The 26178-nt window shown below is 74.1% G+C and carries 22 protein-coding genes and 2 pseudogenes; 11 read left to right on the top strand and 13 right to left on the bottom strand.

What is annotated here, in order from left to right; all coding sequences use genetic code 11:
• Positions 1 to 2 precede the first annotated feature (2 nt).
• Complete coding sequence (locus KRR39_RS23235) at positions 3 to 770, top strand: SRPBCC family protein (protein ID WP_216939713.1); 768 nt, start codon at positions 3 to 5, stop codon at positions 768 to 770.
• A gap of 73 nt (positions 771 to 843) precedes the next feature.
• Here the strand turns inward: KRR39_RS23235 and KRR39_RS23240 are convergent, their stop codons facing one another.
• Positions 844 to 1206 (bottom strand): DUF8819 family protein, encoded by a 363-nt coding sequence (locus KRR39_RS23240; RefSeq protein ID WP_254185368.1) that lies wholly within the window; start codon positions 1204 to 1206, stop codon positions 844 to 846.
• Between the two features lie 64 nt (positions 1207 to 1270).
• Between KRR39_RS23240 and KRR39_RS23245 the strand changes: the two genes are divergently transcribed.
• Positions 1271 to 1966 carry a copper homeostasis protein CutC gene (locus KRR39_RS23245; RefSeq protein ID WP_254185369.1) on the top strand — a complete coding sequence of 232 codons (696 nt, stop codon included), beginning with the start codon at positions 1271 to 1273 and terminating at the stop codon, positions 1964 to 1966.
• Between the two features lie 7 nt (positions 1967 to 1973).
• Positions 1974 to 3173: a DUF4031 domain-containing protein gene (locus KRR39_RS23255; protein WP_254185370.1), complete on the top strand. Its 1200-nt coding sequence runs from the start codon at positions 1974 to 1976 to the stop codon at positions 3171 to 3173.
• A 22-nt stretch (positions 3174 to 3195) separates the two neighbouring features.
• On the opposite strand, the gene KRR39_RS23260 is transcribed toward KRR39_RS23255, so the two are convergent.
• The 5 genes from KRR39_RS23260 to KRR39_RS26420 all read right to left on the bottom strand — a co-directional run bounded on the left by KRR39_RS23260 (position 3196) and on the right by KRR39_RS26420 (position 6713).
• A complete protein-coding gene (locus KRR39_RS23260) occupies positions 3196 to 3897 on the bottom strand; it encodes a hypothetical protein (RefSeq protein ID WP_216939716.1) in 702 nt (233 codons plus the stop codon).
• 12 nt (positions 3898 to 3909) lie between these two features.
• The gene (locus KRR39_RS23265; RefSeq protein WP_216939717.1) at positions 3910 to 4215 is read right to left on the bottom strand and encodes a hypothetical protein; all 306 of its coding nucleotides are present in this window, start codon (positions 4213 to 4215) and stop codon (positions 3910 to 3912) included.
• 206 nt (positions 4216 to 4421) lie between these two features.
• The gene (fmdA, locus tag KRR39_RS23270; protein ID WP_216939718.1) at positions 4422 to 5675 is read right to left on the bottom strand and encodes a formamidase; all 1254 of its coding nucleotides are present in this window, start codon (positions 5673 to 5675) and stop codon (positions 4422 to 4424) included.
• A gap of 42 nt (positions 5676 to 5717) precedes the next feature.
• Positions 5718 to 6356: an AmiS/UreI family transporter gene (locus KRR39_RS23275; protein WP_216939719.1), complete on the bottom strand. Its 639-nt coding sequence runs from the start codon at positions 6354 to 6356 to the stop codon at positions 5718 to 5720.
• A 66-nt stretch (positions 6357 to 6422) separates the two neighbouring features.
• Positions 6423 to 6713, bottom strand: coding sequence for a zinc ribbon domain-containing protein (locus tag KRR39_RS26420; protein WP_216939720.1), 291 nt, complete (start codon positions 6711 to 6713; stop codon positions 6423 to 6425).
• 264 nt (positions 6714 to 6977) lie between these two features.
• On the opposite strand from KRR39_RS26420, the gene KRR39_RS23285 reads away from it, so the two are divergent.
• The gene (locus KRR39_RS23285) at positions 6978 to 7766 is read left to right on the top strand and encodes a GNAT family N-acetyltransferase (protein ID WP_216939721.1); all 789 of its coding nucleotides are present in this window, start codon (positions 6978 to 6980) and stop codon (positions 7764 to 7766) included.
• Between the two features lie 18 nt (positions 7767 to 7784).
• Here the strand turns inward: KRR39_RS23285 and KRR39_RS23290 are convergent, their stop codons facing one another.
• Positions 7785 to 8378 (bottom strand): HD domain-containing protein, encoded by a 594-nt coding sequence (locus tag KRR39_RS23290; protein WP_254185372.1) that lies wholly within the window; start codon positions 8376 to 8378, stop codon positions 7785 to 7787.
• Between the two features lie 22 nt (positions 8379 to 8400).
• Complete coding sequence (locus KRR39_RS23295; protein ID WP_254185373.1) at positions 8401 to 10506, bottom strand: HelD family protein; 2106 nt, start codon at positions 10504 to 10506, stop codon at positions 8401 to 8403.
• Positions 10507 to 10668: 162 nt separating this feature from the next.
• Here KRR39_RS23295 and KRR39_RS23300 point away from each other — a divergent pair, with 162 nt between their 5' ends.
• Both KRR39_RS23300 and KRR39_RS26425 read left to right on the top strand, forming a co-directional pair.
• Entirely contained in the window at positions 10669 to 12285 is a 1617-nt protein-coding gene (locus KRR39_RS23300) for an alpha/beta fold hydrolase (protein ID WP_216939722.1), read from the top strand.
• Positions 12286 to 12432: 147 nt separating this feature from the next.
• A pseudogene (locus KRR39_RS26425) lies at positions 12433 to 12957 on the top strand (aminotransferase class V-fold PLP-dependent enzyme); the annotation flags it as partial.
• Positions 12958 to 13587: 630 nt separating this feature from the next.
• Here the strand turns inward: KRR39_RS26425 and KRR39_RS23310 are convergent.
• From KRR39_RS23310 to KRR39_RS23320, 3 genes are read right to left on the bottom strand one after another with little or no spacing between them, the layout of a single operon-like run.
• Positions 13588 to 15231: a DNA repair helicase XPB gene (locus tag KRR39_RS23310; protein ID WP_216939723.1), complete on the bottom strand. Its 1644-nt coding sequence runs from the start codon at positions 15229 to 15231 to the stop codon at positions 13588 to 13590.
• Between the two features lie 44 nt (positions 15232 to 15275).
• The gene (locus KRR39_RS23315) at positions 15276 to 15704 is read right to left on the bottom strand and encodes a TY-Chap domain-containing protein (protein ID WP_216939724.1); all 429 of its coding nucleotides are present in this window, start codon (positions 15702 to 15704) and stop codon (positions 15276 to 15278) included.
• A 37-nt stretch (positions 15705 to 15741) separates the two neighbouring features.
• Complete coding sequence (locus KRR39_RS23320) at positions 15742 to 16266, bottom strand: CGNR zinc finger domain-containing protein (protein ID WP_216939725.1); 525 nt, start codon at positions 16264 to 16266, stop codon at positions 15742 to 15744.
• Positions 16267 to 17303: 1037 nt separating this feature from the next.
• Here KRR39_RS23320 and KRR39_RS25410 point away from each other — a divergent pair.
• Positions 17304 to 17585: pseudogene (locus tag KRR39_RS25410) on the top strand (GGDEF domain-containing protein); the annotation flags it as partial.
• A gap of 67 nt (positions 17586 to 17652) precedes the next feature.
• Positions 17653 to 18699, top strand: a complete 1047-nt coding sequence (locus KRR39_RS23330) for a putative bifunctional diguanylate cyclase/phosphodiesterase (RefSeq protein ID WP_367303695.1) — start codon at positions 17653 to 17655, stop codon at positions 18697 to 18699.
• A 21-nt stretch (positions 18700 to 18720) separates the two neighbouring features.
• On the opposite strand, the gene KRR39_RS23335 is transcribed toward KRR39_RS23330, so the two are convergent.
• Positions 18721 to 19959: an EAL and HDOD domain-containing protein gene (locus KRR39_RS23335; protein WP_216939727.1), complete on the bottom strand. Its 1239-nt coding sequence runs from the start codon at positions 19957 to 19959 to the stop codon at positions 18721 to 18723.
• 85 nt (positions 19960 to 20044) lie between these two features.
• On the bottom strand, positions 20045 to 22465 hold the full coding sequence (locus KRR39_RS23340) for a helicase C-terminal domain-containing protein (RefSeq protein WP_216939728.1): 2421 nt from the start codon (positions 22463 to 22465) through the stop codon (positions 20045 to 20047).
• A 68-nt stretch (positions 22466 to 22533) separates the two neighbouring features.
• Between KRR39_RS23340 and KRR39_RS23345 the strand changes: the two genes are divergently transcribed.
• Genes KRR39_RS23345 through KRR39_RS23355 form a run of 3 tightly spaced genes read left to right on the top strand, consistent with a single transcriptional unit; the run spans position 22534 to position 26131 of the window.
• Positions 22534 to 23466 carry an ATP-binding cassette domain-containing protein gene (locus tag KRR39_RS23345; RefSeq protein ID WP_254185376.1) on the top strand — a complete coding sequence of 311 codons (933 nt, stop codon included), beginning with the start codon at positions 22534 to 22536 and terminating at the stop codon, positions 23464 to 23466.
• Positions 23463 to 24275 carry a DUF2705 family protein gene (locus tag KRR39_RS23350; RefSeq protein ID WP_216939729.1) on the top strand — a complete coding sequence of 271 codons (813 nt, stop codon included), beginning with the start codon at positions 23463 to 23465 and terminating at the stop codon, positions 24273 to 24275. Before KRR39_RS23345 ends, KRR39_RS23350 begins: the two co-directional genes overlap by 4 nt.
• Positions 24275 to 26131, top strand: a complete 1857-nt coding sequence (locus KRR39_RS23355; protein WP_216939730.1) for a helix-turn-helix domain-containing protein — start codon at positions 24275 to 24277, stop codon at positions 26129 to 26131. Before KRR39_RS23350 ends, KRR39_RS23355 begins: the two co-directional genes overlap by 1 nt.
• Positions 26132 to 26178: the final 47 nt, after the last annotated feature.

Genomic DNA, 26178 nt, shown 5'->3' on the forward strand with positions numbered 1-26178 from the left:
GCGTGGACCTGAACCACTCGTTCACCGTCCCGGCCTCCGTGGCCGACACCTGGAAGACCTTCGAGGACATCGAGTCCGTCGCGGGCTGCTTCCCCGGTGCCACCGTCACGGAGGTCGACGGCAACGACTTCAAGGGCACCTGCAAGGTCAAGCTCGGGCCGATCGCGATGGTCTACTCCGGCGCCGGCACCTTCCTGGAGAAGGACGAGGCGGCCCGGAGGTTCGTCATCGAGGCCAAGGGCAAGGACAAGCGGGGCAACGGCACGGCCGGCGCCACGGTGACCGCGACGTTCGCCGAGGCCGAGCCGGGCTCCACCCGGGTCGACGTGCAGACCGACCTCGCGATCACCGGCAAGCCGGCGCAGTTCGGCCGGGGCGTCATCGAGGACATCTCCAACAAGCTGCTCCAGCAGTTCGTCACCTGCCTGCAGGACAAGGTCGGCAAGGACGAGGAGCCGGCTGCGGAGGAGGCACCGGCCACCACCGGGTCGGCGCCGCAGGCGGCGCCGGACGCGGCGGGCGCGGAGCCGCCCGCTGCGGCGACGCCCCCGCCGAGCAGCACCCCGGCGCCGGTCGCCGCTCCGCGGACCTCCACGGGGTCCTCGGGCGCGTCACGGACGGCGTCCTCGGGGAACTCGGCCCCGGACGACGACGCGCTGGACCTCGGCGCGACCGTGCTGCCGATCCTGGCGCGGACCTACGGCCCGCAGGCAGCGATCGCGCTGGTGGCCCTGGTCGTCGGCTACCTGCTGGGCCGCCGACGCGGCTGACGCCGCTGACCGGCACCGTGACCACGGGCGCCCTCGTCCCACCGGGACGGGGGGCGCTCGCGGCGTACGGCGGTCAGCGGGTCAGCCCGCCGAGCGGCGCCACCGCGATGCCGGAGCTCTCGCACACCCACGTCGGGTCGGGGCCGCCGAGCTCGGGGTGGATGTACAGCGCGTGCGGGTCGAGGTCGTCGCAGGCGCGGCACAACGGCCAGCGTCCGGTCTCCTCGAGCAGCGCATCCTGCACGTCCTGGGCGATCAGCCCCGCGACGTACTCCTTGCCCTCCTCCCACTGGGAGGCCCACCACCTCCGGGTGGTCACCGAGGCCTCGAGGGCGGAGACCGAGGCCGGGTTCGCCGCGGCGGTCGCCTCGAGGTCGTGCAACACGAGGGCCCGCGCGGTCAGCAGAGCGTCTGTCTGGTGCTCGTCGGATGTCACGATGTCCATTGTGAGCACGGATCAAGTCCCAGGGCACGGCCCGGCCCCTCTTCTGGAGGTCGTCGTGCTGCATCCGCGCGACGTCGCGGGTGCCCACGACGGCGGCGCGGACCGGATCTTCGTGGTCGACGACCTCGGTCTGGACGGGCTCTCGGCCGAGCCGTCGGTGGTCTCCGCGGTCTGCAAGGAGACCGACCTGCCGGTGCGGGCGATGCTCCGGCTCAACGACACCTTCACCACCACCGGCGGCGAGCTGACCCGGCTCGTCGGCCTCGGGGAGGACTACCTCGCGGTCGGCGCCGAGGGGGTCTCCTTCGGCTTCCTGACCAGCGACCTGACCGTGGACGTCGAGGTCTGCGCGCACCTCGCCGACGCGCTCGGGGTGGTGCCGTGGACCTTCCACCGGGCGATCGACGCCTCCCTGGAGACCTCGCTGGCCTGGCGCCAGCTGCGCGGCCTGCCCGGTCTGGACGCGGTCCTCTCGGCCGGGTCGTCGCGCGGGATGGGCAGCGGCCACGAGGAGCTCACCGACCGGGCGGTGTCGGACGCCGGGGTCGCCGACCTGCTGATGGCCGGCGGCGGGCTGCGCGGCGAGCACGTGCCGTGGCTGGTCCGGGCCGGGGTGCACCAGTTCCAGGTGGCCTCGACGGTCCGGCCCGGCGGCACCAAGAAGGCGCACGTCGACGCCGGGCACGTCCGCGCGTGGCGGATGCTGCTCGACGACGCCGCCGACCGCGCGGCGGGACGGCCCACCGGATGAGCAGCACGTGACGCTGCTCATCGACCCGCCGAACTCCCCGGGGCACGGACGGCTCTGGTCCCACCTGGCCAGCGACACCTCCTACACCGAGCTGCACCGCTTCGCGCAGTCGCTGGGGATCCCGCAGCGCGGCTTCGACCGGGACCACTACGACATCCCCGCCGAGCGGTACGACGCGGTGGTGGCCGCCGGGGCCACCGCGGTCACCTCGCGCGAGCTGATCGCCCGGCTGATCGCCGCCGGCCTGCGCCGGCGCAAGGCCGAGGCGCTGGCCCCGAAGAAGCCGGGCCGGTCGCTGATCCGTGCCGCGCGGCTCCGGCCGGGCGACCGGGTCGCCGTCGTCGCGCCCGCCGGCCCGGTCGAGCCCGCCCGGCTCGACGCCGGCCTCGAGGTGCTCCGGTCCTGGGGGCTCGACGTCCAGGTGGGGGCGCACGCGCGGGACACCGACGAGCGGTTCGGCTACCTCGCCTCCGACGACGCCGCCCGGGCCGAGGACTTCATGCGGGCCTGGTGCGACCCGGCGGTGCAGGCGGTGTTCTGCGCGCGCGGCGGGTACGGCGTCCAGCGGATGGTCGACCTGCTCGATTGGGAGTCGCTGGCGGCGGCGGGCCCGAAGGCGCTGGTCGGGTTCTCCGACGTCACCGCCCTGCACCAGGCGTTCGGGGCGCGGCTCGGGCTGTCCACGATCCACGGCCCGGTGGTGACCTCGCTGGGCGCCGGGGACGACGTGTCCAAGGAGCACCTGCGCGCGCTGCTGTTCGAGCCGGTCCCGGGCACGTCACTGACCCCGGGTGGGGCGCTCGCGCTGGTCCCCGGCCGCGCCGAGGGCGTGCTCGTCGGCGGCAACCTGGCGCTGCTGTCCTCCGAGGTCGGCACCCGCAACTCGCTGCGCGCCGCCGAGTCGATCGCGGTGCTGGAGGAGATCGGCGAGGAGGTCTACCGGGTGGACCGGATGCTCACCCAGCTGCTGCGCACCGGCTGGTTCGACGAGGTCCGCGGGATCGTGCTGGGCGCCTTCACCGACTGCGCCTCCCCGGAGGCCCTGCAGGAGCTGGTCGGCGACCGGCTGGCCCCGCTCGGCGTACCCCTGCTGTGGGGCGCGCCGATCGGGCACGAGCCGCGCAACCTCGCGTTCGCGTTCGGGGTGCCCGCGATCCTCGACGCCACCGCCGGGTCGCTCGTGATGCGCGAAGCGGCGCTGCTCTGAGCGGCCCGTCGCCGGCCGGCGCTCAGGCGGCCGGCGGCTCGACGTCCGTGCCCCGCGCGAGGTAGCGGCCGGGGTTGCTCGCGGCGCGTGGCCCGAGGCCGATCCAGCGGGCGAACCCGCGCGGGTCCCGGCGCTCGAGGGCGTCGAGGTACTCCTGGCGCCGCTGGACGACCTGCGCGCGTTCCTCGGGCCGGTCCAGCGTGGTGTCCAGGGCGGTGAAGCTGACCCGCCACGCCCGGCAGAGCTGCGCGGTGGTCATGCCGTCGGCGGGCGGGCAGGTCACGGGACGGCGCGGGGCCGCGACCGGCGTTGCCACCGGCGTGCCGTCCGGGCGTGGCCGGTCGGCGACCGGCGGGTGCTGCCCCGCGAGCCGGGACCGGACGAGGCGGGTGACAGGGGGCGAGGTGAGCAGCAGGACGGCGAGGAGCACCGCGCCGCCGAAGCCGCCGAGGCCGACCAGGCCGACCAGCACGAGCAGCGTCAGGGGCGCTCCCACGGCCGCCCCGACCAGCAGGTCGCGGCGCACCGGCACCGGCACCGGCGACGGGGCGTGCACCCGCATCCAGTAGCCGCCGCAGCCGGCGAAGTGGCCCACCAGGACCCAGGGGACGAGGTTGCCGGGGGAGGTGGTGGCGAGGAGCCCGAGGCCGCCCAGGGCGACGACCACCGCGGCCGCGACCGACCACAGGACCCAGTAGGCGGAGGGGAGCGAGGGCGGACGCATGGTCACGACGGCTCAGAAGGTCGGCGGACCGGAGTCGTCCGCATCGTCGAAGCGGCAGACGTAGGCGTCCCAGTGGTCGACGCGGTCGGGTTGCGGCCCCATGTTCGGGGTGTCCGCCTTGATGATCCGGCCGGCGGGCGGCGGGGTCCGCAGCATCACGCGGCGGGTCAGTGCGTCCAGCTCGGGCTGGTGCAGGTCGTGCGGGTCGGCGGCCTCGTCGGCCGGCTCGCGCACCTCACCGAGGGCCGCGTCGATCCGGGCCACCAGGCTGCGGGCCTTGGCGTCCCAGACCGCGATGCGGTCGCTGTCTCGTTCCATTTTCCGGTACCTGTTCTCGTTCTCCCGACACGGGGGAGCCGGGGGGGTACCGGAGGGTTGCCCCTCTCGGGCGGGTCATGCAGATCCGGGCAGGTTCGTCCCGGCTGTCTAGACGGATCGCGCCGGGACGCCGGGGCGCGTGCGCGCAGGCCGCGACGGCGGCCGGCCCTCGGGGGTCGGTCCGCCGTCGCGGCGCGGTCAGCGGGTCAGAAGCTGGCCTTCGGCACCCCCATCCCCGGGTCGATGCGGGTCGGTCCGGCGGCGCTCGGGGCGACGTCGAAGTCGAAGATCGCGGTCGGCACGTAGACCGTCGAGCAGGAGTTCGGGATGTCCACGACGCCCGAGAGCCGGCCCTCGATCGGGGCCGCGCCCAGGATCATGTACGCCTGCTCGGGCGAGTAGCCGAACTTGGTGAGGTAGTCGATGGCGTGCAGGCAGGCACGCTGGTAGGACAGGTGCGAGTCCAGGTAGTGCTGCGTGCCGCCGAGCGTGACCGACGTGCCGGAGAACGCCAGCCACTCGCTGTACTGCGGGTCGGTGTTGCCGGGCATGAAGATGGCGTTCTCGCTGACGCCGTACGTCTCCATGCCGCCCTTGATCAGCTCGACGCGCAGGTCGATGAACCCGCCCATCTCGATGGCGCCGCAGAAGGTGATCTCGCCGTCGCCCTGGCTGAAGTGCAGGTCGCCCATGGACAGCTTGGCGCCGTCGACGAAGACCGGGTAGAAGACCCGGGTCCCCTTGGTGAAGTTCTTGATGTCCTGGTTGCCGCCGTTCTCCCGCGGGGGCGCGGTGCGCGCCGCCTCGGAGGCGGCCTTCTCGAACGCCTTGCCGTTCAGGGTGCCCAGGACCGCGTCCTGGGGCAGCGGCGGGAGCGCCAGCGGCGGCACCCGGTTCGGCTCCTGGGCGATCAGGTCGCCCTCTCGCCGGTTCCACTTCGACAGCAGCGCGGCCGAGGGGGCGGTGCCCATCAGGCCCGGGTGGACGATGCCGGTGAACTCCACGCGGGGTACGTGGCGGGAGGTGGCCTTGCCGCCGGTGAAGTCCCAGATCACCTTGTAGGCGTCGGGGAACTGCTCGGTCAGGAAGCCGCCGCCGTTCTCGGTGGCGAAGATGCCGGTGTAGCCCCAGCCCTGGCCGGCCAGCGGGCCGGAGTCCTCCTGCGGGATAGGGCCGACGTCGAGGATGTCGACGATCAGCAGGTCGCCGGGCGCCGCGCCCTCGACCGCGATGGGGCCGCTGAGCACGTGCACCGTCGACAGCGGCGCGTCGCGTACGTCGACGGCCGAGTCGTCGTTGTGGATCGCGCCGTCGAACCACTCCCGGCAGTGGACGCGGAACGAGTCACCGGGCTTGACCGACACGGCCGCCGGGATGTCCGGGTGCCACCGGTTGTGCCCGACGAGCTGCTGGTCGGTGAAGCGTTTGGTGGAGTCGAGTGGGAATACGACCTCGGGCATGACTGCCTCTTCCTGTAGTGCGGACTTCTGTGCGGGACCGGGTCAGCCGGCCGTGGACACGGTGGGGCTCTGCGCCGGGGTGGGACTCGGCGTGGAACCGCGGAACAGTGGGTAGCCGAGCCCGAAGAGGACGACGGCGGCCACGGCGAGCACGATCGCCGCGGTGTTGGTGTGGTCGACCCAGTTGCCGGTCAGCAGCAGGAAGGCCGGGATGGCACCCGTGAGCCAGCCCTGGATCGCGGCGACGGCTCCGGTGTAGCGGCTCAGCGACTCGACGCCGAGCCCGAGCACGACGAAGAACAGCGCCCACAGGAACGCCCAGTAGAGCCAGATCACGCCGAACGCGTTGTCGTTGAACCGGGTGAAGTTGAGGTAGCTGTACACCACGGCGCAGACCGCGACGAACAGCGAGAAGTAGCCGAGCCCGGTGCCGTCCGTGCCGGCGAGCAGGTTGAACGCGACGTACAGGTAGGTGAAGCCGAACAGGTAGAGGCCGGAGGCAGCCAGGATGGTGTCGGCGTCACCGTTCGCGGTGAAGATCAGGTACGTCGGCGTGATCACCTGCAAGCCGCCGACGAAGATGTTGAGCGGGGCCGCCGAGCGGGCGTCCACCCGCCCCAGCAGCATCATGCCGTTGAGGAACAGCACGGCACCGACGTACAGCAAGCCAACACTTCCCATGAGGAACCATCTCCAGTTCGAGCACTTCGAGCACCTGGTCGCGAGCGCCGCAGCGGCTCGCGGCCGTCAGGGACGGGGGAGCCGCTGGTACGCGGGGTTCGGCGGCGCCATCGGGGTGCGCCGGCGGGCGCCCTGCGTGGGCAGCGAGGTCACCACCTCGGGAGCGTCCGCGGACCGCTCCGCGCGGTCGATCGCGGCCACCAGCCGGCTGGGGGCGAGGGACAGCATCGGCGGCACGAAGACCCGGGCGCACTCCGACTGGCAGACCGGGCACGACCAGGTCGGCGGGGCCGACCCGATGGGTCGGACGACCTCGGTCTCCCCGTGGGAGGTGCACCGGTAGAGATAGGTCGCCATCGTCGCTCCGTCGCCCCTCTGCGAGTGGGCCCGGACCTGGGCCCTGGTTCCTCGATCCTTCGACCGACGGCCCCGACGTCAACAGGGCCCTTGGTCCCGAGTTGGCGGGCCCGGCCTCCGGGGGGCGCCCGCCGTGTGCGGCGATAGCGCGCCGGGACGGGACAAGCCGGGATCACCCGACGAGGGGGCTTTGGCCGGTCACGTCGTGCTTCGGGCGGACGATAAGGAGTTGCTTCGGGGACGGCGAGCCGCGACCGTGACGGCATGACCGATCCCGCCCGCCTGCTCGCGGCCTACGACGACCAGCTCCGCACCGACGCCGAGACGCCCAGCGCCGTGTCGGTGACCCGGCTGGGGCCGCTGCGGCTGGTGACGTTCGCGGGCGGCCGCGGCTTCGTGACCTACCGGGACCTCGACGGGGCCGACGCCGCGACGGTCCGCCGCCTGGTCTCCGCCGCCCTCGCGCACTTCCGCGTCGACGCCGGGATCGACCGCGTCGAGTGGAAGACCCGCGGCCACGACCAGGCGCCGGGGCTGCACGAGGCGTTGCTGGAGCACGGGTTCACGGCCGCCGAGCCGGAGTCGATCATGCTCGGCGACGCGCGCGGGCTCGCCGTCGACGTGCCGCTGCCCGAGGGCGTGACCGTGCGCCGGATCACCGAGGAGGCGGACGTCCGGGCGATGAGCGCGATGGCCGACGAGGTGTTCGGCGACCCGGTCTCCGACGTCATGGCCGACGCCCTGCTGCGGCGGCTGGCGCTCGGCGAGGGCATGGAGCTGTGGGTGGGCGAGGCCGACGGGCGGATCGTCAGCGCGGGACGTCTCGAGCCGGTCAGCGGGTCCGACTTCGCCGGGATCTGGGGCGGGGCCACCCGCGAGGAGTGGCGCGGGCGCGGGCTCTACCGGGCGGTGACCGCCGCGCGGGCCCGCTCGGCGCTGGCGATGGGCAAGACCCTGCTGCACAGCGACTCCACGGAGTTCTCGCGCCCGATCCTGGAGCGGTCCGGCCTGGTGAAGGTGTCCACCACGACGCCGTACGACTGGCAGCGCTGAGCGTGCGCCGGGGGCCGGTCAGCGTCCGGTCAGCCGCTCGATCTCCCTCGTGACGTTGGCGCGCGCCCGCTGCTCCCACCGCGACCGGGCGGTGGGCGTGTGGAACAGCGTCGGCTTGGCCAGCAGGTCGCGCAGGATCGCGGCCCGACCCGCGGCGAAGTCGGCGTCCGGGACGTGGGCGTGCTCGCGCCGCACGCCGGCGGTGTAGGAGGCGTAGCGCTCCGGCTGCGCCGCGAGGATCCCGAGGTCCGCGTCGCAGAGCAGCTGGCCGGCGTGGTCGTTCGCGGCCGGCCGGTGGGTCCGGGTGAGCCGGACGAGCCGGGCCACCTCGTCGGACAGCGGGTCGCGGCCGAGCGAGTCGGCGGCGAGCCGGGCCGAGCGCTCCTCGTCGTCGTCCTGCCCGTCGTACACCGCGTCGTGGAACCAGCCGGCCAGCAGCACCGCCTCACGGACCGGGTCGTCGGGGGAGGTCAGCTCTTCGACGTGCTCGAGCACCTCGGTCAGGTGCTGGAGGTCGTGGTAGCCGCGGCCGGGCGAGGCGTACGCCGCGAGCAGGTCGTCGCGCAGCGCCACTGGCAGCCGCGCGGGCCAGAACCGTGCGAGGTCGGACACCGGCCGATCCTCGCACGCCGGGTCAGGGGCTGCCCAGCTCCGGCGGCAGGTCCTCGGTGTGCAGCACCGCCAGCGAGGTGACCGCCCGGGTCAGGCAGACGTAGAGCCGCCGCAGCCCGGTGACGTGGTCAGCCTCCCCGGCGACCAGGGCCGCCGGCTCGAGCAGCACCACGTGGTCGAACTCCAGGCCCTTGGCCAGCGACGCGGGCACCACGTCGAGCTGGACCTGGAACTCCACCGGCGCCGCGTCGGCCGACTCGTCCCCGAGCACCGCGTGCCCGGTCCCGGCACGGGTGAGCGCGTCGACGACGCGGGGCAGCAGCACGTCGGGCGTGATCAGCCCGACCGAGCCGACCCGGTCGACGGCCGTGCCGACCAGCGCGGCCAGCCGGTCGAGCAGCTCGTCGTCCTCGACCCGGACCACCTCGAGCTCGCCGCGGGTGCGCCGCACCGAGGTCGGCGGCTCCAGTCCGGGGGCGATCGTGGGCAGCAGCCGGGCGGCGTACTCGATGACCTCGCCGGGGACCCGGAAGCCCTTGGTGAGCTGCTCGATGTGCGCGTCCGGCTTGCCGAGGTGCCGCAGCGCGTCCTCCCAGGACCGGGACGCCCAAGGGGTGGTCGCCTGCGCCAGGTCGCCGAGGACGGTGGTGGAGCCCGTCGAGCAGCGCCGCCCGACGGCCCGCAGCATCATCGGCGACAGGTCCTGCGCCTCGTCGGCGACCACGTGCCCGAGCGAGGGGGTGCGCTCCACCAGGTCGGCCACCTCGTCGATGAGCACCGCGTCGGCCAGCGACCATCGCGCGGACGTGGGCGCCTTGAACGGCCTGTCCCACAGCAGCAGCGCCTGCTCCTCGGCGGTCAGCACCCCCTCGGCGGCCGCCGCCAGCGCGTCGGGGTCGCCGAGCAGCCGCAGCACCAGGCGCGCGGGGTCGACCGGGGGCCACAGCTGGTCGACGTACCGCTTCACCTCGCGGCTGCGCGCCACCGCGTCCTGCACCCGGTCGTCCGGGGAGTCGCCGGAGTCCTCCATCTTGACCAGGATCCCGTGCGCCAGCCGTTGGGCGAGCATGCCCCGCGCCGCGCCGTACCGGACCCCGCGGGCGCGCAGCGCGGCGAGCACCTCCTCCACCTCGTACGGAGCGAGGCGCCAGCGCCGCGATCCGCGGGGCACCAGCAGCCCCTCGGTGGGCGGCTGCACCCGGGACCAGAGCGCGCGGTGCAGCACCTCGGCGAGCCGGGCGTCCCCCTTGAGCGTCGCGACGGGCGGCTCGTCGGCGCCGCGCACGGCGTACTTCGCGTTGAGCCGGGTCAGCGTCGCGCCGACCAGCCCCTCGATCGTGGTCTGCTGCGCGTCGATCTCGCCGAGCGCCGGCAGCACGTCGCCGATGTAGCGCAGGAAGGACGCGTTGGGCCCGACCACCAGCACGCCCTGGCGGGAGAGCTGGTCGCGGTGGGAGTAGAGCAGGAACGCCGCACGGTGCAGGCCGACGGCGGTCTTGCCGGTGCCCGGTGCGCCCTGCACGCACACGGACTGGTCGAGGTCGGAGCGGACGATGACGTCCTGCTCGGGCTGGATGGTGGCCACGATGTCGCGCATCGGCCCGACGCGGGGCCGCTCGATCTCGGACTCGAGGATCTCGGAGTGGTCCTCGACGACGCCCTCCAGCAGCGCCTCGTCCTCGTAGGCCGTCATCTCGCCGTGCTGGAAGCCGAACCGGCGGCGCAGCACGACGCCCATCGGCTCGGCCTTGCTGGCCCGGTAGAACGCCAGGCTGATCCGGGCCCGCCAGTCCACGACCATCGGCTCGCCCGCCTCGTCGCTGACGTGCCGGCGGCCGATGTAGAACCGCTCGCCGAGCGCGTCGGCGTGGCCCGGGTCGTAGTCGAGCCGGCCGAAGAACAGCGGGACGGTCGGGTCGTCGGCGAGCGCCTTCATCCGCGCGAAGATCGCCGACTCGAGGTACATGCGGCTGACCCAGTCGCCGGCCGCGGAGGAGTCGAGGGCCGCCGTACGCTCGCGCATCCGGGTGAGCGCGGAGCGGGAGGCGGCGAGGTGGTCGCGCTCGGCGGCCAGGTCGGGGGCGGACGGGGAGTCGGGGACGGTGGTCGGGGGCGTGGGAGCAGGCACGCGAGGACCTCGCAGGGTTGGTGGGAGCCCGGTGACGCTACACCCGGATCGCGACCGCGTCATCCGGATATGCGCCAGGTGGCACGGCCAAGACCGGTCGTCCGGCCTATGGACAGCCGTGCACCGCTCGCGCATCGTGGACGCGAGGTCGAGGGGCGACGCATGAGACTCGTTGCAGCCGTGGTGTCCACCTGCGTCATGGTGGCGGGGTTGACCGCTCCGCAAGCCGCGCAGGTGGCCGTGGCGCGGCACGCGCCGCCGCCCATCCGGTGGGGCCGGTGCGCGGACCCGAACCTGCAGAAGGCGGGCGCGAGCTGCGGGGACCTCGTGGTCCCGCTCGACTACGCGCACCCGGAGGGCGCGAAGATCACCCTCGCCGTGTCGCGCGTCCTGCACACCTCACCGGACGCGGCGTACCAGGGCGTGATGCTCACCAACCCCGGCGGACCCGGCGGGGCGGGCCTGAACCTGGCGCTCCTGGGCCGGTTCGTGCCGGACCATGCCGGTGACGCCTACGACTGGATCGGCTTCGACCCGCGCGGCGTCGGTGCGAGCCGGCCGTCGCTGTCGTGCGTCGGACGCTACTTCCGGCTGGACCGGCCGGGCTACGTGCCACGGACCCGCCACCTGATGCGGGTGTGGCGGGCTCGCTCGAGGCACTACGCGCACGCGTGCGCGACGGCGCGCGGCCACAGGTTGCTCGCCCACGCGCGGACCCGCGACACCGTCCGCGACATGGAGAGCCTGCGCGAGGCGCTGGGGCAGCCCGCGATCAGCTTCTACGGCTTCTCCTACGGCACCTACCTCGGCCAGGTCTACGCCACGCTGCACCCCACCCACGTCCGCCGTCTGGTCCTGGACAGCAACGTCGACCCGCGGACCGTCTGGTACCGGGCCAACCTCAACCAGGACGTCGCCTTCGACCGGAACGTCAAGATCTACTTCCGCTGGCTGGCGCGCTACGACGGGGTCTACCACCTCGGCTCCAGCGCGCGGGCCGTCGAGCGTCGCTTCTACCGGGAGCTCGCCCGGCTCGGCCGTCACCCCGCCGGCGGGGTCCTCGGACCCGACGAGCTGACCGACGTGTTCACCACCGCGGGGTACTACGTCTACGGCTGGGAGGCCATCGCCCGGGCGTACGCCGCCCTGCGGCACCACGGACGTGCCGCCGGGATGGTCCGGCTCTACCGGGCGGTCAACCCGGTCGGCCCGGCCGCGGACAACCAGTTCGCGATGTACCTGGCCACCGAGTGCACCGACGCCCCGTGGCCGCACAGCTGGGCGCGGCAGCGGCACGACAACCGGCGCCTCTACCGCACGCACCCGTTCCTGACGTGGGCCAACGCCTGGTTCAACGCGCCCTGCACGCGCTGGCCCGCGCCCGCGGGCCGCCCGGTGCGCGTCGACGGGCGAGCGGTGCGCCAGCCCGTCCTGCTCATCGACGAGACGAAGGACGCCGCGACCCCGTTCCCGGGCAGCCTGGAGGTGCGCGGCCGGTTCCCGACCTCGAGCCTGGTCGCCGGAGTCGGCGGCACGACGCACGCGGCGTCGCTGTCGGGGGTGGCCTGCGTGGACGACGCGATCGCTGCGTACCTGAGCACCGGGGTCGTCCCGGCCCGCCGGCCCGGACGGCGCGCCGACCTGGACTGCCCGCCGGTCCCGCAGCCCCACCCGACGGCGCACCCGGCACGGGGGACCGTGGGTGGGTCGGGCCTCGCGCCGGTGGGCTTCGGTCCCCAGGGTCTGCAGCGCAGCCCGTCTGCCGCACGGCGGCCGTGAGAGGGCGCCTGGCACACTGCCGGGGTGCGTGAATCGTTCAGCCTCGACCCGGCCGTCACCCATCTCAACCACGGCTCGTTCGGCGCGGTGCCGCGGGTCGTCGCGGAGCACCAGCGCCGGGTGCACGCCCGGGCGGAGGCGAACCCGATGCGGTTCTTCCGGGTCGAGAGCCCGGGCCTGAAGGCGGAGGCACGGGCCGTCGCGGGCGAGTTCCTCGGCGTCGGCGCCGACGAGGTGGGCCTGGTCCGCAACGTCACCCAGGCCACCGCGACCGTGCTGTCGTCGCTGCGCGACCAGGACCGGCTGGGCCCCGGGGACGTGGTGGTGCTCAACGAGCAGGGCTACCAGTCGGTGAAGCGGTCGGTGGAGCACTGGTGCGAGCGGACCGGGGCGACGTACCGCGTGGTGTCGTTCGCGCTGGACGCCGACGAGGCGCAGGTCGTGCAGGCCTACCGAGACGCCTTCGACGTGGTCGCCGCGGGCGGCGGCACGGTCCGGCTGGTGATCACCGACCGGATCACCTCGCCGACCGGGGCGCTGCTGCCGGCGGCCGCGATCGCCGCCGCCGCCCGTGAGGTCGGTGCGCTGACCTTCGTCGACGCCGCCCACGTGCCCGGCCACGTCGAGGCCCGGCCGGCGGAGAGCGGCGCGGACTTCTGGACCGGCACCTGGCACAAGTGGGGCTTCGCGCCGCGCGGTGCGAGCGTGCTGTGGGTGGCCGAGGCCGAGCGGGACGGCGTCGTGCCGCTGACCACGAGCTGGAACCACCAGATGCCGTTCCCGCTGCCGTTCGACACCTACGGCACCGACGACTACACGTGCTGGTACTCCCTGGCCGCCGCCGTGGCCTTCTGGCGCGACGCCGGCGGGCTGGACCTCGGCGTGCGGGCCGCGGCCCTGCTGGAGACCGGTGCCGCCGTGGTCGACGACGCGGTCCGGGGGACCGGGCTGCCCCGGGCGGCGGTCCGGATGCCCGCCGAGCCGTCGCCCTGCCTGCGGCTGGTCGCGCTGCCCGACGGGGTGGCCGACGACGAGGACAAGGTCGACGCGCTCTACCTCGCGCTGAGCGACGAGCTGGTCGAGGCGCAGGTCGTGGCGTACGGCGGTCGCGGCTGGGTCCGGCTGAGCGGGGCGGCGTACAACGAGCCGGCGGACTACGAGCACCTCGCCGCCGTGCTCCCCGCCCTGCTGAAGGCCCACGCCCCCCTGACGCACAAGACCCACGTCGACCCGGGTGTGGTGTCAGGTCGACCCGGGTACCGGCTCACGTCGACCCGGGTCGGGGTGGTCCTGGCCGTCCGGTCAGGCGGTGGCGATGTCGTCGGAGTCGACGATCCGGTAGGCGTAGCCCTGCTCGGCGAGGAAGCGCTGCCGGTGCTGGGCGAAGTCCGCGTCGACGGTGTCGCGGGACACGATCGCGTAGAACCGTGCGGAGCGCTTGTCCTCCTTGGGGCGCAGCAGCCGGCCGAGCCGCTGGGCCTCCTCCTGGCGGGAGCCGAACGACCCGGACACCTGGATCGCGACGGCGGCCGACGGCAGGTCCACGGAGAAGTTGGCGACCTTGGAGACGACGAGCAGGTTCAGCTCGCCGTGCCGGAACGCGTTGAACAGCCGCTCGCGCTCCTTGACCGGGGTGTCGCCCTTGATGACGGGGGCGTCGAGCCGCTCGCCGATCTCGTCGAGCTGGTCGAGGTACTGGCCGATCACCAGGGTCGGCTCGCCGCGGTGCTTGGCCACCAGCTCCTCGACGAGGCGGGTCTTCGCGTCGGTGCAGGCAGCGAGCCGGTAGCGCTCCTCGGGCTCGGCCGTCGCGTAGACGAACCGCTCGCTCTCGGGCAGCGTCACCCGCACCTCGACGCAGTCGGCCGGGGCGATGTAGCCCTGCGCCTCGATGTCCTTCCAGGGGGCGTCGTACCGCTTCGGGCCGATCAGCGAGAACACGTCTCCCTCGCGGCCGTCCTCGCGGATCAGCGTGGCGGTCAGCCCGATCCGGCGACGGGCCTGCAGGTCGGCGGTCATCCGGAAGATCGGCGCGGGCAGCAGGTGCACCTCGTCGTAGATCACCAGGCCCCAGTCCTTGGCGTCGAACAGCTCGAGGTGGGCGTAGACGCCCTTCCGGCGCGTGGTCATCACCTGGTACGTCGCGATGGTGACCGGGCGCACCTCCTTCTTGGTGCCGGAGTACTCGCCGATCTCGTCCTCGGTCAGCGTCGTGCGACGGATCAGCTCCTCCTTCCACTGCCGCGCCGAGACGGTGTTCGTCACGAGGATCAGCGTCGTGGCCTTGGCGTGCGCCATCGCCGCCGCCCCGACGATCGTCTTGCCGGCGCCGCAGGGCAGCACCACCACCCCGGAGCCGCCGTGCCAGAACGACTCGGCCGCCTCCTGCTGGTAGGACCGCAGCGTCCAGCCGGCCTGGTCGAGCTCGATGGCGTGCGCCTCGCCGTCGACGTACCCCGCGAAGTCCTCTGCGGGCCAGCCGATCTTCAGCAGCGCCTGCTTGAGGTTGCCGCGCTCCGAGGGGTGTACGACGACCGTCGCCTCGTCGAGCCGCTCGCCGATCATCGGGGCGATCTTCTTGGCCTTCAGCACCTCCTCGAGCACCGGGCGGTCGGTGCTGGTCAGCACCAGGCCGTGCACGGGGTGCTTGTCGAGGCGCAGTCGGCCGTAGCGGGCCATCGTCTCGGCGATGTCGACGAGCAGGGCGTGCGGGACGGCGTACCGGCTGAAGGCCAGCAGGGTGTCCACGACCTGCTCGGCGTCGTGGCCGGCGGCCCGCGCGTTCCACAGGCCGAGCGGCGTGAGCCGGTAGGTGTGCACGTGCTCGGGGGAGCGCTCGAGCTCGGCGAACGGCGCGATCGCCTTGCGACAGTCCTGGGCGCGCTCGTGGTCGATCTCGAGGAGCAGGGTCTTGTCGGACTGGACGATGAGCGGTCCGTCGTTCACGCTTTCGTCACCAACATCCCGCCAGCCTACCGGCGACCGGCAACTCAGCCGCCCGGGCGGAACTCCACGGCGGCCGGGGCGACGCCGAGCAGCCGCAGCGAGTCGACGCCCATCTGCGCCAGCCGGGCCGCCTCATGGCGGGGCACGTCGCACTTGTACAGCGGGTCGCCCCACGCGTGCGTGTTCGTGTCGTCCGGGGCCCGCCACCCGAGCGCGCGCAGCCGCTCGTCCTCCGCGGGGGAGATCTCCCAGTCGCCGCCGAAGGCCGTGGACCCCACGCACTCACCGCCGAGGTGGTGCTCCATGCGGACGTAGCGCACGAAGCGGGACGGCAGCGGCTTCCGGTGCCGGAGCAGGCCGTGCGGCTCGCCGAGGACGACGGGCTCGCCGAGGACCACGGACTCGCCGTCGTCGAGCGACTCCAGCCAGGCGGTGAGCTGTTCGTGGAGCGCCGTCCACGTGGCGTCGGTCATGGCACCTCCGGGGTTCCGCGGTGGGAGAGGGGTCGCCTCAGGCGCTCGCCGCACGCTGCCGGGCGCGGTAGGCCGCGACGTTCGCGCGCGAGGAGCAGCGGTCGGAGCAGTAGCGGCGGGACTGGTTCGGCGAGGTGTCCACGAAGACGTGGGTGCAGCCGCTCGCGTCGCAGACCCCCAGCCGGGTGGCGCCCAGGTCGCAGACCAGCGTGGAGAGCCCCATCAGCGACTCCGCGATCAGCAGCTCGGAGACCGAGGAGTCCCGGTCGGCGACGTGCATGTGCCACCTCCCCGGCTCGTGGCCGGCGATGTAGGGGGTCACCGGGTGCTTGGCGAGCAGCGCGTTGAGCAGCGCCACGACGGCGTGCTCGTCGCCGGCGTTGGAGGCCTCGAACACCGGGCGGAGGTCCTTGACGAAGCGGCGGAGCGCGCCGGCGTCGCGCTCGGCGACCGCCGCGTGCAGCCACTGGCGCTCGTCGAGGAAGTGGATGAGGTGGTCCGTGTCACCGAGGTCGGCGTTCACCAGGCCGGCAGACCGCTCCGCGTAACGAACAAAGTCCATGACTAGATCTTACGCGGCCCGGCAACGGCCGGATCGGTCCCGAGGGTCAAGTCCGGCCGCCCGGAATCCGATCTTCCGGGTGGGAAGAAGCCGGTTTCCTCACGAACGGCAGGGGGGTCTGGTGGACTGTGTTCCGGCCCACGCCGTGGGCCGACGACGCCGGAAGGACGTGCGGGTGAGCGGGCCCCGGGGGGATGCGTGTCGCAGCGCTGGCGGCGCTGGTGGTGTACGCCGCGGTCGCGCTGCTCGACCCGCCCGGCGTGCCCGCCTGGACCCGCGACGTCCTGCTCGGCAACCTGCCCTTCCTGGCCGCGACCTGCCTGCTGGTGGGCCGCGCCGCCGCGCGTCCCGAGGACCGGGTCTGGACGCTGCCGCTGGCGGTCGGCACCACGTCCCACCTGGTCGGGAACGTCTACTACATGGTGGTCGAGTCCGGCGGCCCGGTCTCGTTCCCGTCGGTGGCCGACGTCGGCTACCTGGTCACCTACCCGTGCCTGGTGGCCGGGCTGCTGCTCGTGCTGCGGCAGAACCTGCATGGCGTACGCCTGATCGTGGCGCTGGACGGGATCGGCGGCACGCTCGCCGGCGGAGCCGTGGCCGCCTGGGCGACCGCACCGCTCATCGACCGGCTCTGGGACGGCAGCCCGGCCGCCGCCACGACGCTGGCCTACCCGGTCTGCGCGGTCGTCGCGGTCGCACTCACCCTGGGCGCCCTCGGGATGGCCGGCCGGGCGCAGGGCCGGTCGTTCGTGGTCTGGGGCCTCGGCATGCTGGTCTTCGCGGCCGCGGACATCACCTACGCCTACCGGCTGGCCAACAGCAGCTACCGGGTCGGCACCTGGCTCGACGTGCTGTGGCCGACCGGCCTGGTGCTGGTCGCCCTCGGCGCCACCACGCTGCAGCCCCGGGAGACCACCCGTGCCCTGCCCGGCGCGCGCTCGCTGGCGGTCTCGGCGGTGGCCGCGGTCAGCACCATCGCGGTCCTGGCCGCGGCCCCGCCCTGGTCGGACAACCCGCTGCCCACGGTGCTGGCGCTGATGACGCTGACCACCTGCGCCGTACGCCTGCTGCTCGCCTTCTTCCAGCTGCGCGAGCTCGCCGCCGTCCGCGCGCTGGCGCTCACCGACGAGCTGACCGGCGCCCCCAACCGCCGCGCCCTGTACGTCGCCCTGGACCGGGTCTGCGCGGAGCCGGCCCCGGGCCGCGCCCGCACGGGCTTCTCGCTCGCGCTGATCGACCTCGACCACTTCAAGGAGGTCAACGACTCGTTCGGGCACGCGACCGGGGACGAGCTGCTGCAGGCCGTGGTGGAGCGCTACTCGGCGGCCCTCGAGCAGCTCCAGACGCCGCACCTGCTGGCCCGCCTGGGGGGGCGACGAGTTCGCGGTGATCCTCTACGAGGCGGACACCCACAACGCCGCGATGGCCTGCGGCAGCGCGCTGGAGGAGAGCCTGGCCGAGCCGATCGAGCTGCGCGACGTGGTGCTGCACGCCCAGGCCAGCATCGGGATCGCCACCTCCCCGGAGCACGGCGAGACGCGCGGGGACATGCTCTTCGCCGCCGACGCGGCGATGTACTCCGCGAAGACCTCCGGCCTGCCGCTGGCCTACCACTCGCCGTCCGCCGTGGGGGACCGGCGGCAGCGCCTGATCGTCGCCGAGGACCTCTACACCGCGCTGGACCGGCGCGAGCTGACGGTGGAGTACCAGCCGGTGCTCACCGTCGAGGGCGCGCTGGTCGGCTGCGAGGCCCTGGTGCGCTGGGACCACCCGACCCGGGGCCGGCTGTCGCCCGGCGAGTTCCTGGAGGCGGCCGAGCGCTACAAGCTCACGCCCGCGATCGCCGAACGGGTGCTCGACGTGGCGCTGGGGGACCTCGCGCGCTGGCGCCGGGGTGGCACCCGGCTGACGGTGTCGGTGAACGTGTCGGCCTCGGACCTGCGTGACGAGGGCCTGGTCAGGCTCGTGGCGTCCGCGCTGCTCACCCACGACGTGCCGCCCGAGGCGCTGACCATCGAGATCACCGAGACCGCGATGATGCACAACCCGGAGCAGGCCCAGCAGGTCATGGCGGCGCTCTCCGACCTGGGGGTGCGGCTCTCGGTCGACGACTACGGCACCGGCTACAGCAGCCTGGAGTACCTCCTCAAGCTGCCGATCAACGAGATCAAGCTGGACCGGGCGTTCTGCCGCGACATCGTCACCGAGCTGCGGGCCACCGCCATCGTGCGCTCCACGGTCGACCTGACCCACGCGCTCGGCCTGCGGATGGTCGCCGAGGGGGTGGAGAACGCCGGCACGCTGTTCGTGCTGCGCGAGCTCGGCTGCGACCTGGTGCAGGGCTGGCTGCTCGGCCGGCCGATGCCGGCCCAGGCGTTCGAGCTGCTGATCGCCCAGGAGTTGCGGCGCGGCTCGCGCGAGCTGCTCAGCTGAGCGGAGCGCCGGGCGGAGCGGTCAGCCGGCCGTCTGGAGGCTGGAGACGTAGGGCATCGCCCACGCGAACGAGGCCGCGGCGGCCGCGTCCAGCTCGCCGGAGGGGTCCTCGACGGCGCCGGTCTCGTCGAGCTGGTCCTGGTAGCGGACCACGTCGGCGACCAGCAGGCCGAGCGGCCCGGTCCGGCGGAACGCCGCGTCCTTGAGCACCTCGTCGATGTCCATCGTCCGCTCGAGCTGCTCGAGCTCGACGCCGAGCAGCAGGTCGAGGGCGGACAGCAGCCCGGCGGTGAACGCGACCTCCGGGGCCCCCAGGCCGCGCAGGCCGGCCAGCGTCTCGGCCATCCGGGCCCGCACCAGGGCGGTGGCCAGGCCGTCGGGCGTCTTGCCGGGCTGGGTGCTCAGGATGGTCAGCGCGATCCACTGGCGGATCCGGGTGGTGCCGAGCAGCACCAGCGCCTCGCGCACGGTGCGGACCTGGCGGCGCAGCCCGTGGTTGCTGCCGACCGACGCCATCTGGAGCACCTGGACCACGAGACCGGGCTCGCGGCGCAGCACCTCCTCGACCTCCTCGAACTCGATGTCCTCCGACAGCAGGGTCATCGCCAGCTGCACCTGGGCCACCGCGGACGCCGGGATGGAGGAGCCGTGCACGATGTCGGGACGCTCGATGGCGTAGCCCTGGAACAGCTCGAAGCCGAGCTCCTTGGCGAACGCGATGTCGTCGAGGGTCTCGACCTTCTCGGCGAGCAGGCGGACGCCGAAGGGGCGGCACTTGTCGACCAGGGCCGGCAGGTCCGCGCGGCTGACGGCCAGGAAGTCGATCTTGACGATGCTGGCGAGCTCCAGCAGCCGCTCGGCACCGGGCGTCCAGGTGAAGTCGTCGAGGGCCAGCCGGAAGCCGGCGTCCACCAGCTCGCGGCACCCCGCGACGGTGTCGTCGTCGACGGCGACCGTCTCCAGCACCTCGATCACGGTGCGGTGCGGCGGCAGGGTCACCGGGGTGGACCCGGTGATCACCCCGCGCTCGGCGTTGCAGAACATCGCCTTGTCGCCGACGAGCTGGTCCAGGCCGATGGTCAGGGCGCCGAGGACGACCTGCGCGGTCATCTGCTCGCCGCTGATCGCGGGGGCGTCGGGGCGTTGCGGCCGGTAGAGCAGCTCGAAGCCCACGACCTCCTCGTCGAGGTCGACGATCGGCTGGCGCGCGACCACGACCTGCACCGACAGGGGGTGTTCCCCCGCCACCGCTGCCGTCACCGTGCACCTCGATTCGTCCGGCGTCCACCGCGAGCGGACCGGTCAATTCTGCGCGCAGAACGCGTCCGGTGTGAGGCTTTCGCCGCTATTGGTCGAGGCGGCGTACGGCGGTGATGCGATGCACCGCGAAGGACCGCACGTCCTCGGTCCGGTGGTCGTAGGCCGACAGCCAGCCGGCCTCTACGCGGACCGGGTCCACGACCCGCTCGACGGTGGACCCGTGGTTGTCGACGTACCCGATCCACACCGAGGTCCCGGTCTCCACCGACTCCCGCAGCACGGCCAGCGTCGAGGCCGGCGTGGTGGGCTCGGCGGCCCGCAGGCCCGGCGCGGGACGGTTCGCCGCGGCCCGGTCGCCGGCCCGGATCGCGGTGACCGTGGAGGCCACCCGGGCGGCGAGCCGGGCGGCGCCGTGCGCGTCGAGCGGCCCCGGGAACGGCGAGGCGTCGCCCGGCCCGGGGCGGCGCCGGACGGTCCGGGCCCGCAGCGTCTCGCGCCGGGCCAGCCGGACGGTGCCGTCGGGTGCCTCGACGACCGGGGCCGACCCGAGCTCGCGCAGCCGCGGCAGGAGCACGTCGAGCGGCACGTCACTGACCACCACGGTCGGCGCGATCCGGCGCAGCCGCAGCCCGGAGGACTTGGGATGGTGCACCAGCTCGGTCAGGGCCGCCTCGTCGTCGCTGCGCAGGAACGACTCGGCCGCCCCGACCCGGATCGTGCCGAACCGGCGCGACACGTCGTCGACGAGGTAGGACAGCGCCTGCGGGACCGGGGTCCGTGACGAGCCGGCCAGGAAGGCGTGCACCTCCGCGGCGGACCAGCCGGAGTCGAAGGCCCGCCGGACCGACCCCTCGGTGAACCGGTAGACCGTCGCACCGCCCCGGGACTCGATGTCGGCGACCACCGACAGGTGCCGGGCGAGGTCCTGCTCCAGCGGGCCGGGGGCGACCGCGGTGAGGTCGGCCTGCAGCAGCACGTGGTCGATCGGCTCGGGCAGCAGCGGGCCCAGCGCCGCCGGGGCGTGGTGCTGCGGGTCGTCGGTGGAGAGCAGCGCCCGCCCGTGCACGGACATGCCGCCCAGTGCGGTGACGCCCACGACCGCGGCCTCCTCGGTCACCCAGGCGACCGCCTGGGCCCGCACGGAGGGACGGCGCGGCCGCAGCCAGGCCATCCGCTCCACCAGCGAGGGCACCCCGGTGCCGGCCGCCAGGACGGTGCCGGGCTCGAGGGCGGCGACCTGCTCCAGGGCCGCGCGGCGGGTCTCCGGCAGCCACATGCGCTCGAGGTCGGGGACCAGCGCGTTCACCGGCTTGCCCGCCTCGCGACCACCGACCAGCCCGACCAGGCGGGGGCAGTCGAGCCAGGCGAGCGCCAGCCGCGTCCAGCGGTCCGCGACGGAGGCCGCGCTCCAGATGTCGAAGGTCTCGGTGGGCAGCCACACCGCGTCCCCGTCGCCGGAGGTGCCGGTGGCGAGCAGGTCGGCGGCGAGCGCGATCTCGACGTGCAGCGCCGCGGTGCGCTCGTCGGTGTGCAGCAGCTCGGCGGTGGCCTTGAGGTCGCGCACCCCCAGCCCGCCGGCCCGCAGCGCGGAGGGCGGCGTCGTGCCCCAGTGCTCGAGCAGCAGCTCGACGTGCCGGACCAGCTCGAAGGCCGCGCCCGCGGCGGCCCGGTCCACCAGGGCGGCGTCCCGCGCGGAGGTGGCCAGCTCCGGCTCGAGGTCGGCCCGGGCGCCGGTGGTCCGGCCGTCGCGCAGGCAGATCGCCACCTCGCGGGGCACCGCGACGTGCCGGCGGTCGCGGGCGACGAGCAGCCCGCGGGCCAGCAGTTGGTCGACCGGGCTGCCGCCGCCACCGCGGGACAGCGTGCGCTCGGTGCTCTCCACCGACCCGTCCTTGCCCTCGTCGGCGAGGTGCTCCAGGATCGCCCGGGCCTGGTCGTCCACCTCGGCGACCAGCTTCGCCACCTCGGCGGGGTCGGACAGGTGCGCGGCGACCGCGTCCACGTCCTCGTGCCGGTTGCCGCTCGGGGTCAGGCCCAGGTCGCGGGCCAGCGTGGTGACCCGGGACGGCCCGTACGGCGCCATCAGCACCGCCAGCGGCTGCCCGAGCCGGCTGATCTTCGTGCCGACCACCTCGGTGAGCACGCTCAGCGCGCGCAGGGCCTCGTCGGTGCCCCACACCAGCGCGAGGCGACGCACCTTCGCCAGCGCGGCGTCGACGGCGGCGGGCTCGGCGTTGACCACCGTGTGCAGCGTCGACGTGGCCGCCGTACCCCCGAGGGCGAGGACGGCGTCGAGCACGGTCAGCTCGAGCAGCGTGAGCTGGTCGACGGCCCGCAGCACCGAGGCCCGGGTGCCGGCGCGGGAGGCCAGCTGGGAGGTGTCCTGGGGGGTCGGCGTGGCCAGGTCGGGCCGGGCCCGGAGCAGCGCCGCGAGCTCGGCGTCGGACCAGCCGCGGAGCTGGTCGGCGAGCGTGCGGGGCGCGGACCCCTGGCGTGGTGTGGACATCCTCACCACGATACTGACCCGGGCAGCAGACGGCCGTCCCCGGCCGGGCCGGATGTCAGGATGTGGCCATGGCAGTGATCGAGGCGCGGGGGCTGGGCAAGGAGTACGCCGGGAAGCCGGCCGTCTCGGACCTGTCCTTCGAGGTGCACCCCGGCAGCGTGACCGGCTTCCTCGGCCCCAACGGCGCCGGCAAGTCCACCACCATGCGGCTGATGCTCGGCCTCGACCACGGCCGGGGCTCGACGACCTTCGACGGCGTGCCGTTCACCGCCCTGACCCGGCCGATGACGCACGTCGGCGCGCTGCTCGAGGCCAAGCCGTTCCACCCGACCCGCAAGGCCCGCAACCACCTGCGGATGCTCGCGGCGGCCAACGGCATCCCGGTGCGCCGCGTCGACGAGGTGCTCGAGCAGCTCGGGCTGGCCGCGGTGGCCCGCAAGAAGCCGCGGACGTTCTCCCTCGGGATGGGCCAGCGGCTCGGCCTCGCCGCCGCGCTGCTCGGCGACCCGCACACGCTGGTGCTCGACGAGCCGGCGAACGGCCTCGACCCGCAGGGCATCCAGTGGATCCGCGAGCTGCTCAAGGGGTTCGCCGCCTCCGGGCGGTCGGTGTTCGTCTCGAGCCACCTGCTCTCGGAGATGGCGCTGATGGCCGACCAGCTCGTGGTGATCGGACGCGGCCGGCTGATCGCCAGCGGCCCCGTCGAGGACTTCGTGCGGACCTCCACCCGCAACGCCGTCGTGGTCCGCTCGCCCCAGGCCGCCGACCTGGCCGACGTGCTCCGCCGGGAGGGTGCGGCCGTCGAGGCGCTGGAGCCCGGCGTCGTCTCGGTCGTCGGGCTGGACGCGGCCCGGGTCGGCGACCTGGCGTTCGAGGCGTCGATCCGGCTGCACGAGCTGTCCCACCGGGTGGCCACCCTGGAGGAGGCGTTCCTGGAGGCCACCTCGGACGCCGAGGAGTACCGGGCCCAGGTGGCCGCGCGACCGGGGGAGGGCGCATGACCGCCGCGCTGGCCTACGAGTGGACCCGGATCCGGACCATCCGCTCGACCTACTGGCTCTCCGCGATCGCGGTGGTCTTCGGCGTCGGCCTGTCGTTCCTGGTGTCGATGGGCCTGCACTTCTCGCTGGTGTCGGCGAACCCGCCGCCCGCCTCGGAGCTGAAGGGCGTCGACCAGGGGATCGCCACCCAGTTCGCGGTGTTCGGCGTGCCCTACTTCGTGGCCTACATCCTGGCGATGGTCGCGGTCTTCGGCTGGGGCCACGAGTACCGCCACGGGATGATCCGCGCGACCCTGACCGCCCTGGGCTCCCGCACCGCGGCCTGGGTGGCGAAGTTCCTGGTGGTCGGCGCCTGGGTGGTCGTCGTCGCGCTGGTGACCGCGCTCGCCTCGCTGCTGGTCGGCTGGCTGTGGCTGCACGGCGACGGCGTACCGGTGTTCACCGCGGACGTGTGGCGGGCGGTGGCGCGCACGCTGCTCTACACGCTGCTGTTCGCCTGGCTCGCCTCGGCGTTCACCGCCCTGGTCCGCAACCAGACCGCCGCGCTGGTGCTGCTGTTCCTGTGGCCGCTGGCGGTCGAGAACGTCGTCTCGGTGGTGTTCTCGCTGGTGCCCGCGCTGAGCGAGCACGCCGAGGTGACGCGGTTCCTCCCGTTCAACGCCGGCACCCGGATCATCAGCCAGGTCCCGGGCGCCGACGGTGCGTTCGGCAGCCCGCTGTCGGTGGGGGCCGCGGTCGTGGTCTTCGGCGGGCTGACCGCCGTGGCGATGGCGCTCAGCCTCACCCTCTTCCACCGTCGGGACGCCTAGTGTCCGAGCAGTTCCTCGACCTGCTGTACGGCGAGGCGCCCCGCGAGGCCTTCGACGCGGTCGTCACCGGCGCCGTCGACGACGGCCTCGACGGACCCGCGCTCCAGCGGCTGCGCGACCACCGCACGGTGGCCCTGCGGATCCGCGAGCAGATGGAGCGCCAGCGGCAGCGCGAGGCCGAGATGTCGGCGCTCTACGAGACCGCCAACGACCTCACCGCGATCCGCGACGTCGACGCGATCCTCGCCGCGATCGTGCGCCGGGCCCGCTCCCTGCTGCACGCGGACATGACCTACCTGTCGCTGAACGACGAGACCGACGGGGCGTCGTACATGAAGGTGACGGAGGGGGCGCTCACCCCGGAGTTCCGGCGGCTCCGGCTGCCGCTGGGCACCGGGCTGCTCGGCCTGGTGGCGCAGACCGGCGAGCCCTACTTCACCGAGGACTACCAGAACGACGAGCGCTTCCTGCACCGGGAGTTCATCGACTCGGCGGTCGACGGCGAGAACATCCGGGCGATCCTCGGCGTCCCGCTCACGGTCGAGGGCACCGTGATCGGCGCGCTGCTCGCGGTGCACCGGCAGGTGCGCCGGTTCCCGCCCCGCGAGGTCTCGCTGCTGATGTCGTTCGCCGCGCACGCCGCGGTCGCCCTGGAGAACGCCCGGCTGTTCGAGAAGCTCGACACGGCCAACCAGCAGGTGCGGGCCCAGGCGCACGCCGTGGAGGTGGCCGCGAGCGCCCACGACAAGCTCACCGACGTGCTGCTGCACGGCGGCGGCGTGGGCGACGTGGCCGACGTGGTGGCCGACGTGCTGCACGGCTCGGTGGTGGTGCTCGACACCGAGGGGCACCGGCTGGCCGGCGAGAGCGGCTCGGTCGATGACCTCGACGACGCGATCGGCGAGGCCCGGGCGTCCGGCCGCAGCGTCCGGGTGAGCCGGCCGGGCGGTCCGTCGTACGTCGCGGTGGCGCTGGCCGGCAGCGAGCACCTCGGCACCCTGCTGCTGCACGGCCTGCCGGGCGAGCTGGGCCTCGCCGACCGGCGGACCCTGGAGCGCGGGGCCCTGGTGACCGCGCTGGTGCTGCTGTTCAGCCGGTCGGTCGCCGAGGCCGAGGAACGGGTGCGCGGCGAGCTGCTCAACGACCTGCTGGAGCGCCGTGACCTCGACGAGGCCCGGCTGGTGGAGCGGGCCCGCCGCCAGCACGCCGAGCTGGAGGGCCCGACGGTCGTCGCGGTGGCTGCCGTCGAGGGGCTCGACCGGCACCGCGCCGCCCAGGTCGCCGCCCGGCTCGGCGGCGAGCTGCAGGGCCTGGCCGGCGAGCACGACGGGCGGGTGGTGCTGGTGGCGCCGGCCCCCGAGGACGCCCGCGCCGTCGGCCGGCAGCTGTGCGAGCGGGTGCAGGGCGCCGGCGGCTCCTGCACGGTCGGCGTGGCGATCGCCACCGGCGGACCGGCCGAGGTCGCCGCCGCCTACGGCGAGGCCCGGCGGTGCCTGGACACCCTGGTCACGCTGGGCCGCACCGGCGAGGTCAGCGACCCCGCGGGCCTGGGGCTGGCCCGGCTGCTGCTCGGCCAGAACGGCCCCGAGGAGCTCGACGCGTTCATCGAGACCCTGGTCGGGCCGGTGCTGGCCTACGACGCGCGCCGCGGCACCGAGCTGGTCGGCACCCTGGAGGCGTGGTTCGCGGCCGGCTCCCGTCCCGCCGAGACCGCCAAGCGGCTGCACGTGCACCCGAACACCGTCGCCCAGCGGCTGGACCGGGTCAGCACCCTGCTCGGCGAGGACTGGCGCGACCCGGCCCGCGGCCTCGACGTCCAGCTCGCGCTGCGCCTCTTCCGCCTCAGAGCCCGCTGACCCGGCGACTGTGGCGGCGCAGGCGCCGCCACAGTCGCCGGGTCGGC

Source organism: Nocardioides panacis (genome assembly GCF_019039255.1).
GTDB lineage: Bacteria > Actinomycetota > Actinomycetes > Propionibacteriales > Nocardioidaceae > Nocardioides_B > Nocardioides_B panacis.

Excerpts from the sequence above, each read along its gene's own strand:
- KRR39_RS23260 (WP_216939716.1), bottom strand. The coding sequence starts at position 3,897 with ATGCGTCCGCCCTCGCTCCCCTCCGCCTACTGGGTCCTGTGGTCGGTC.
- KRR39_RS23265 (WP_216939717.1), bottom strand. The coding sequence starts at position 4,215 with ATGGAACGAGACAGCGACCGCATCGCGGTCTGGGACGCCAAGGCCCGC.
- fmdA (WP_216939718.1), bottom strand. The coding sequence starts at position 5,675 with ATGCCCGAGGTCGTATTCCCACTCGACTCCACCAAACGCTTCACCGAC.
- KRR39_RS23275 (WP_216939719.1), bottom strand. The coding sequence starts at position 6,356 with ATGGGAAGTGTTGGCTTGCTGTACGTCGGTGCCGTGCTGTTCCTCAAC.
- KRR39_RS26420 (WP_216939720.1), bottom strand. The coding sequence starts at position 6,713 with ATGGCGACCTATCTCTACCGGTGCACCTCCCACGGGGAGACCGAGGTC.
- KRR39_RS23285 (WP_216939721.1), top strand. The coding sequence starts at position 6,978 with ATGACCGATCCCGCCCGCCTGCTCGCGGCCTACGACGACCAGCTCCGC.
- KRR39_RS23300 (WP_216939722.1), top strand. The coding sequence starts at position 10,669 with ATGAGACTCGTTGCAGCCGTGGTGTCCACCTGCGTCATGGTGGCGGGG.
- KRR39_RS23315 (WP_216939724.1), bottom strand. The coding sequence starts at position 15,704 with ATGACCGACGCCACGTGGACGGCGCTCCACGAACAGCTCACCGCCTGG.
- KRR39_RS23320 (WP_216939725.1), bottom strand. The coding sequence starts at position 16,266 with ATGGACTTTGTTCGTTACGCGGAGCGGTCTGCCGGCCTGGTGAACGCC.
- KRR39_RS23340 (WP_216939728.1), bottom strand. The coding sequence starts at position 22,465 with ATGTCCACACCACGCCAGGGGTCCGCGCCCCGCACGCTCGCCGACCAG.
- KRR39_RS23345 (WP_254185376.1), top strand. The coding sequence starts at position 22,534 with ATGGCAGTGATCGAGGCGCGGGGGCTGGGCAAGGAGTACGCCGGGAAG.
- KRR39_RS23350 (WP_216939729.1), top strand. The coding sequence starts at position 23,463 with ATGACCGCCGCGCTGGCCTACGAGTGGACCCGGATCCGGACCATCCGC.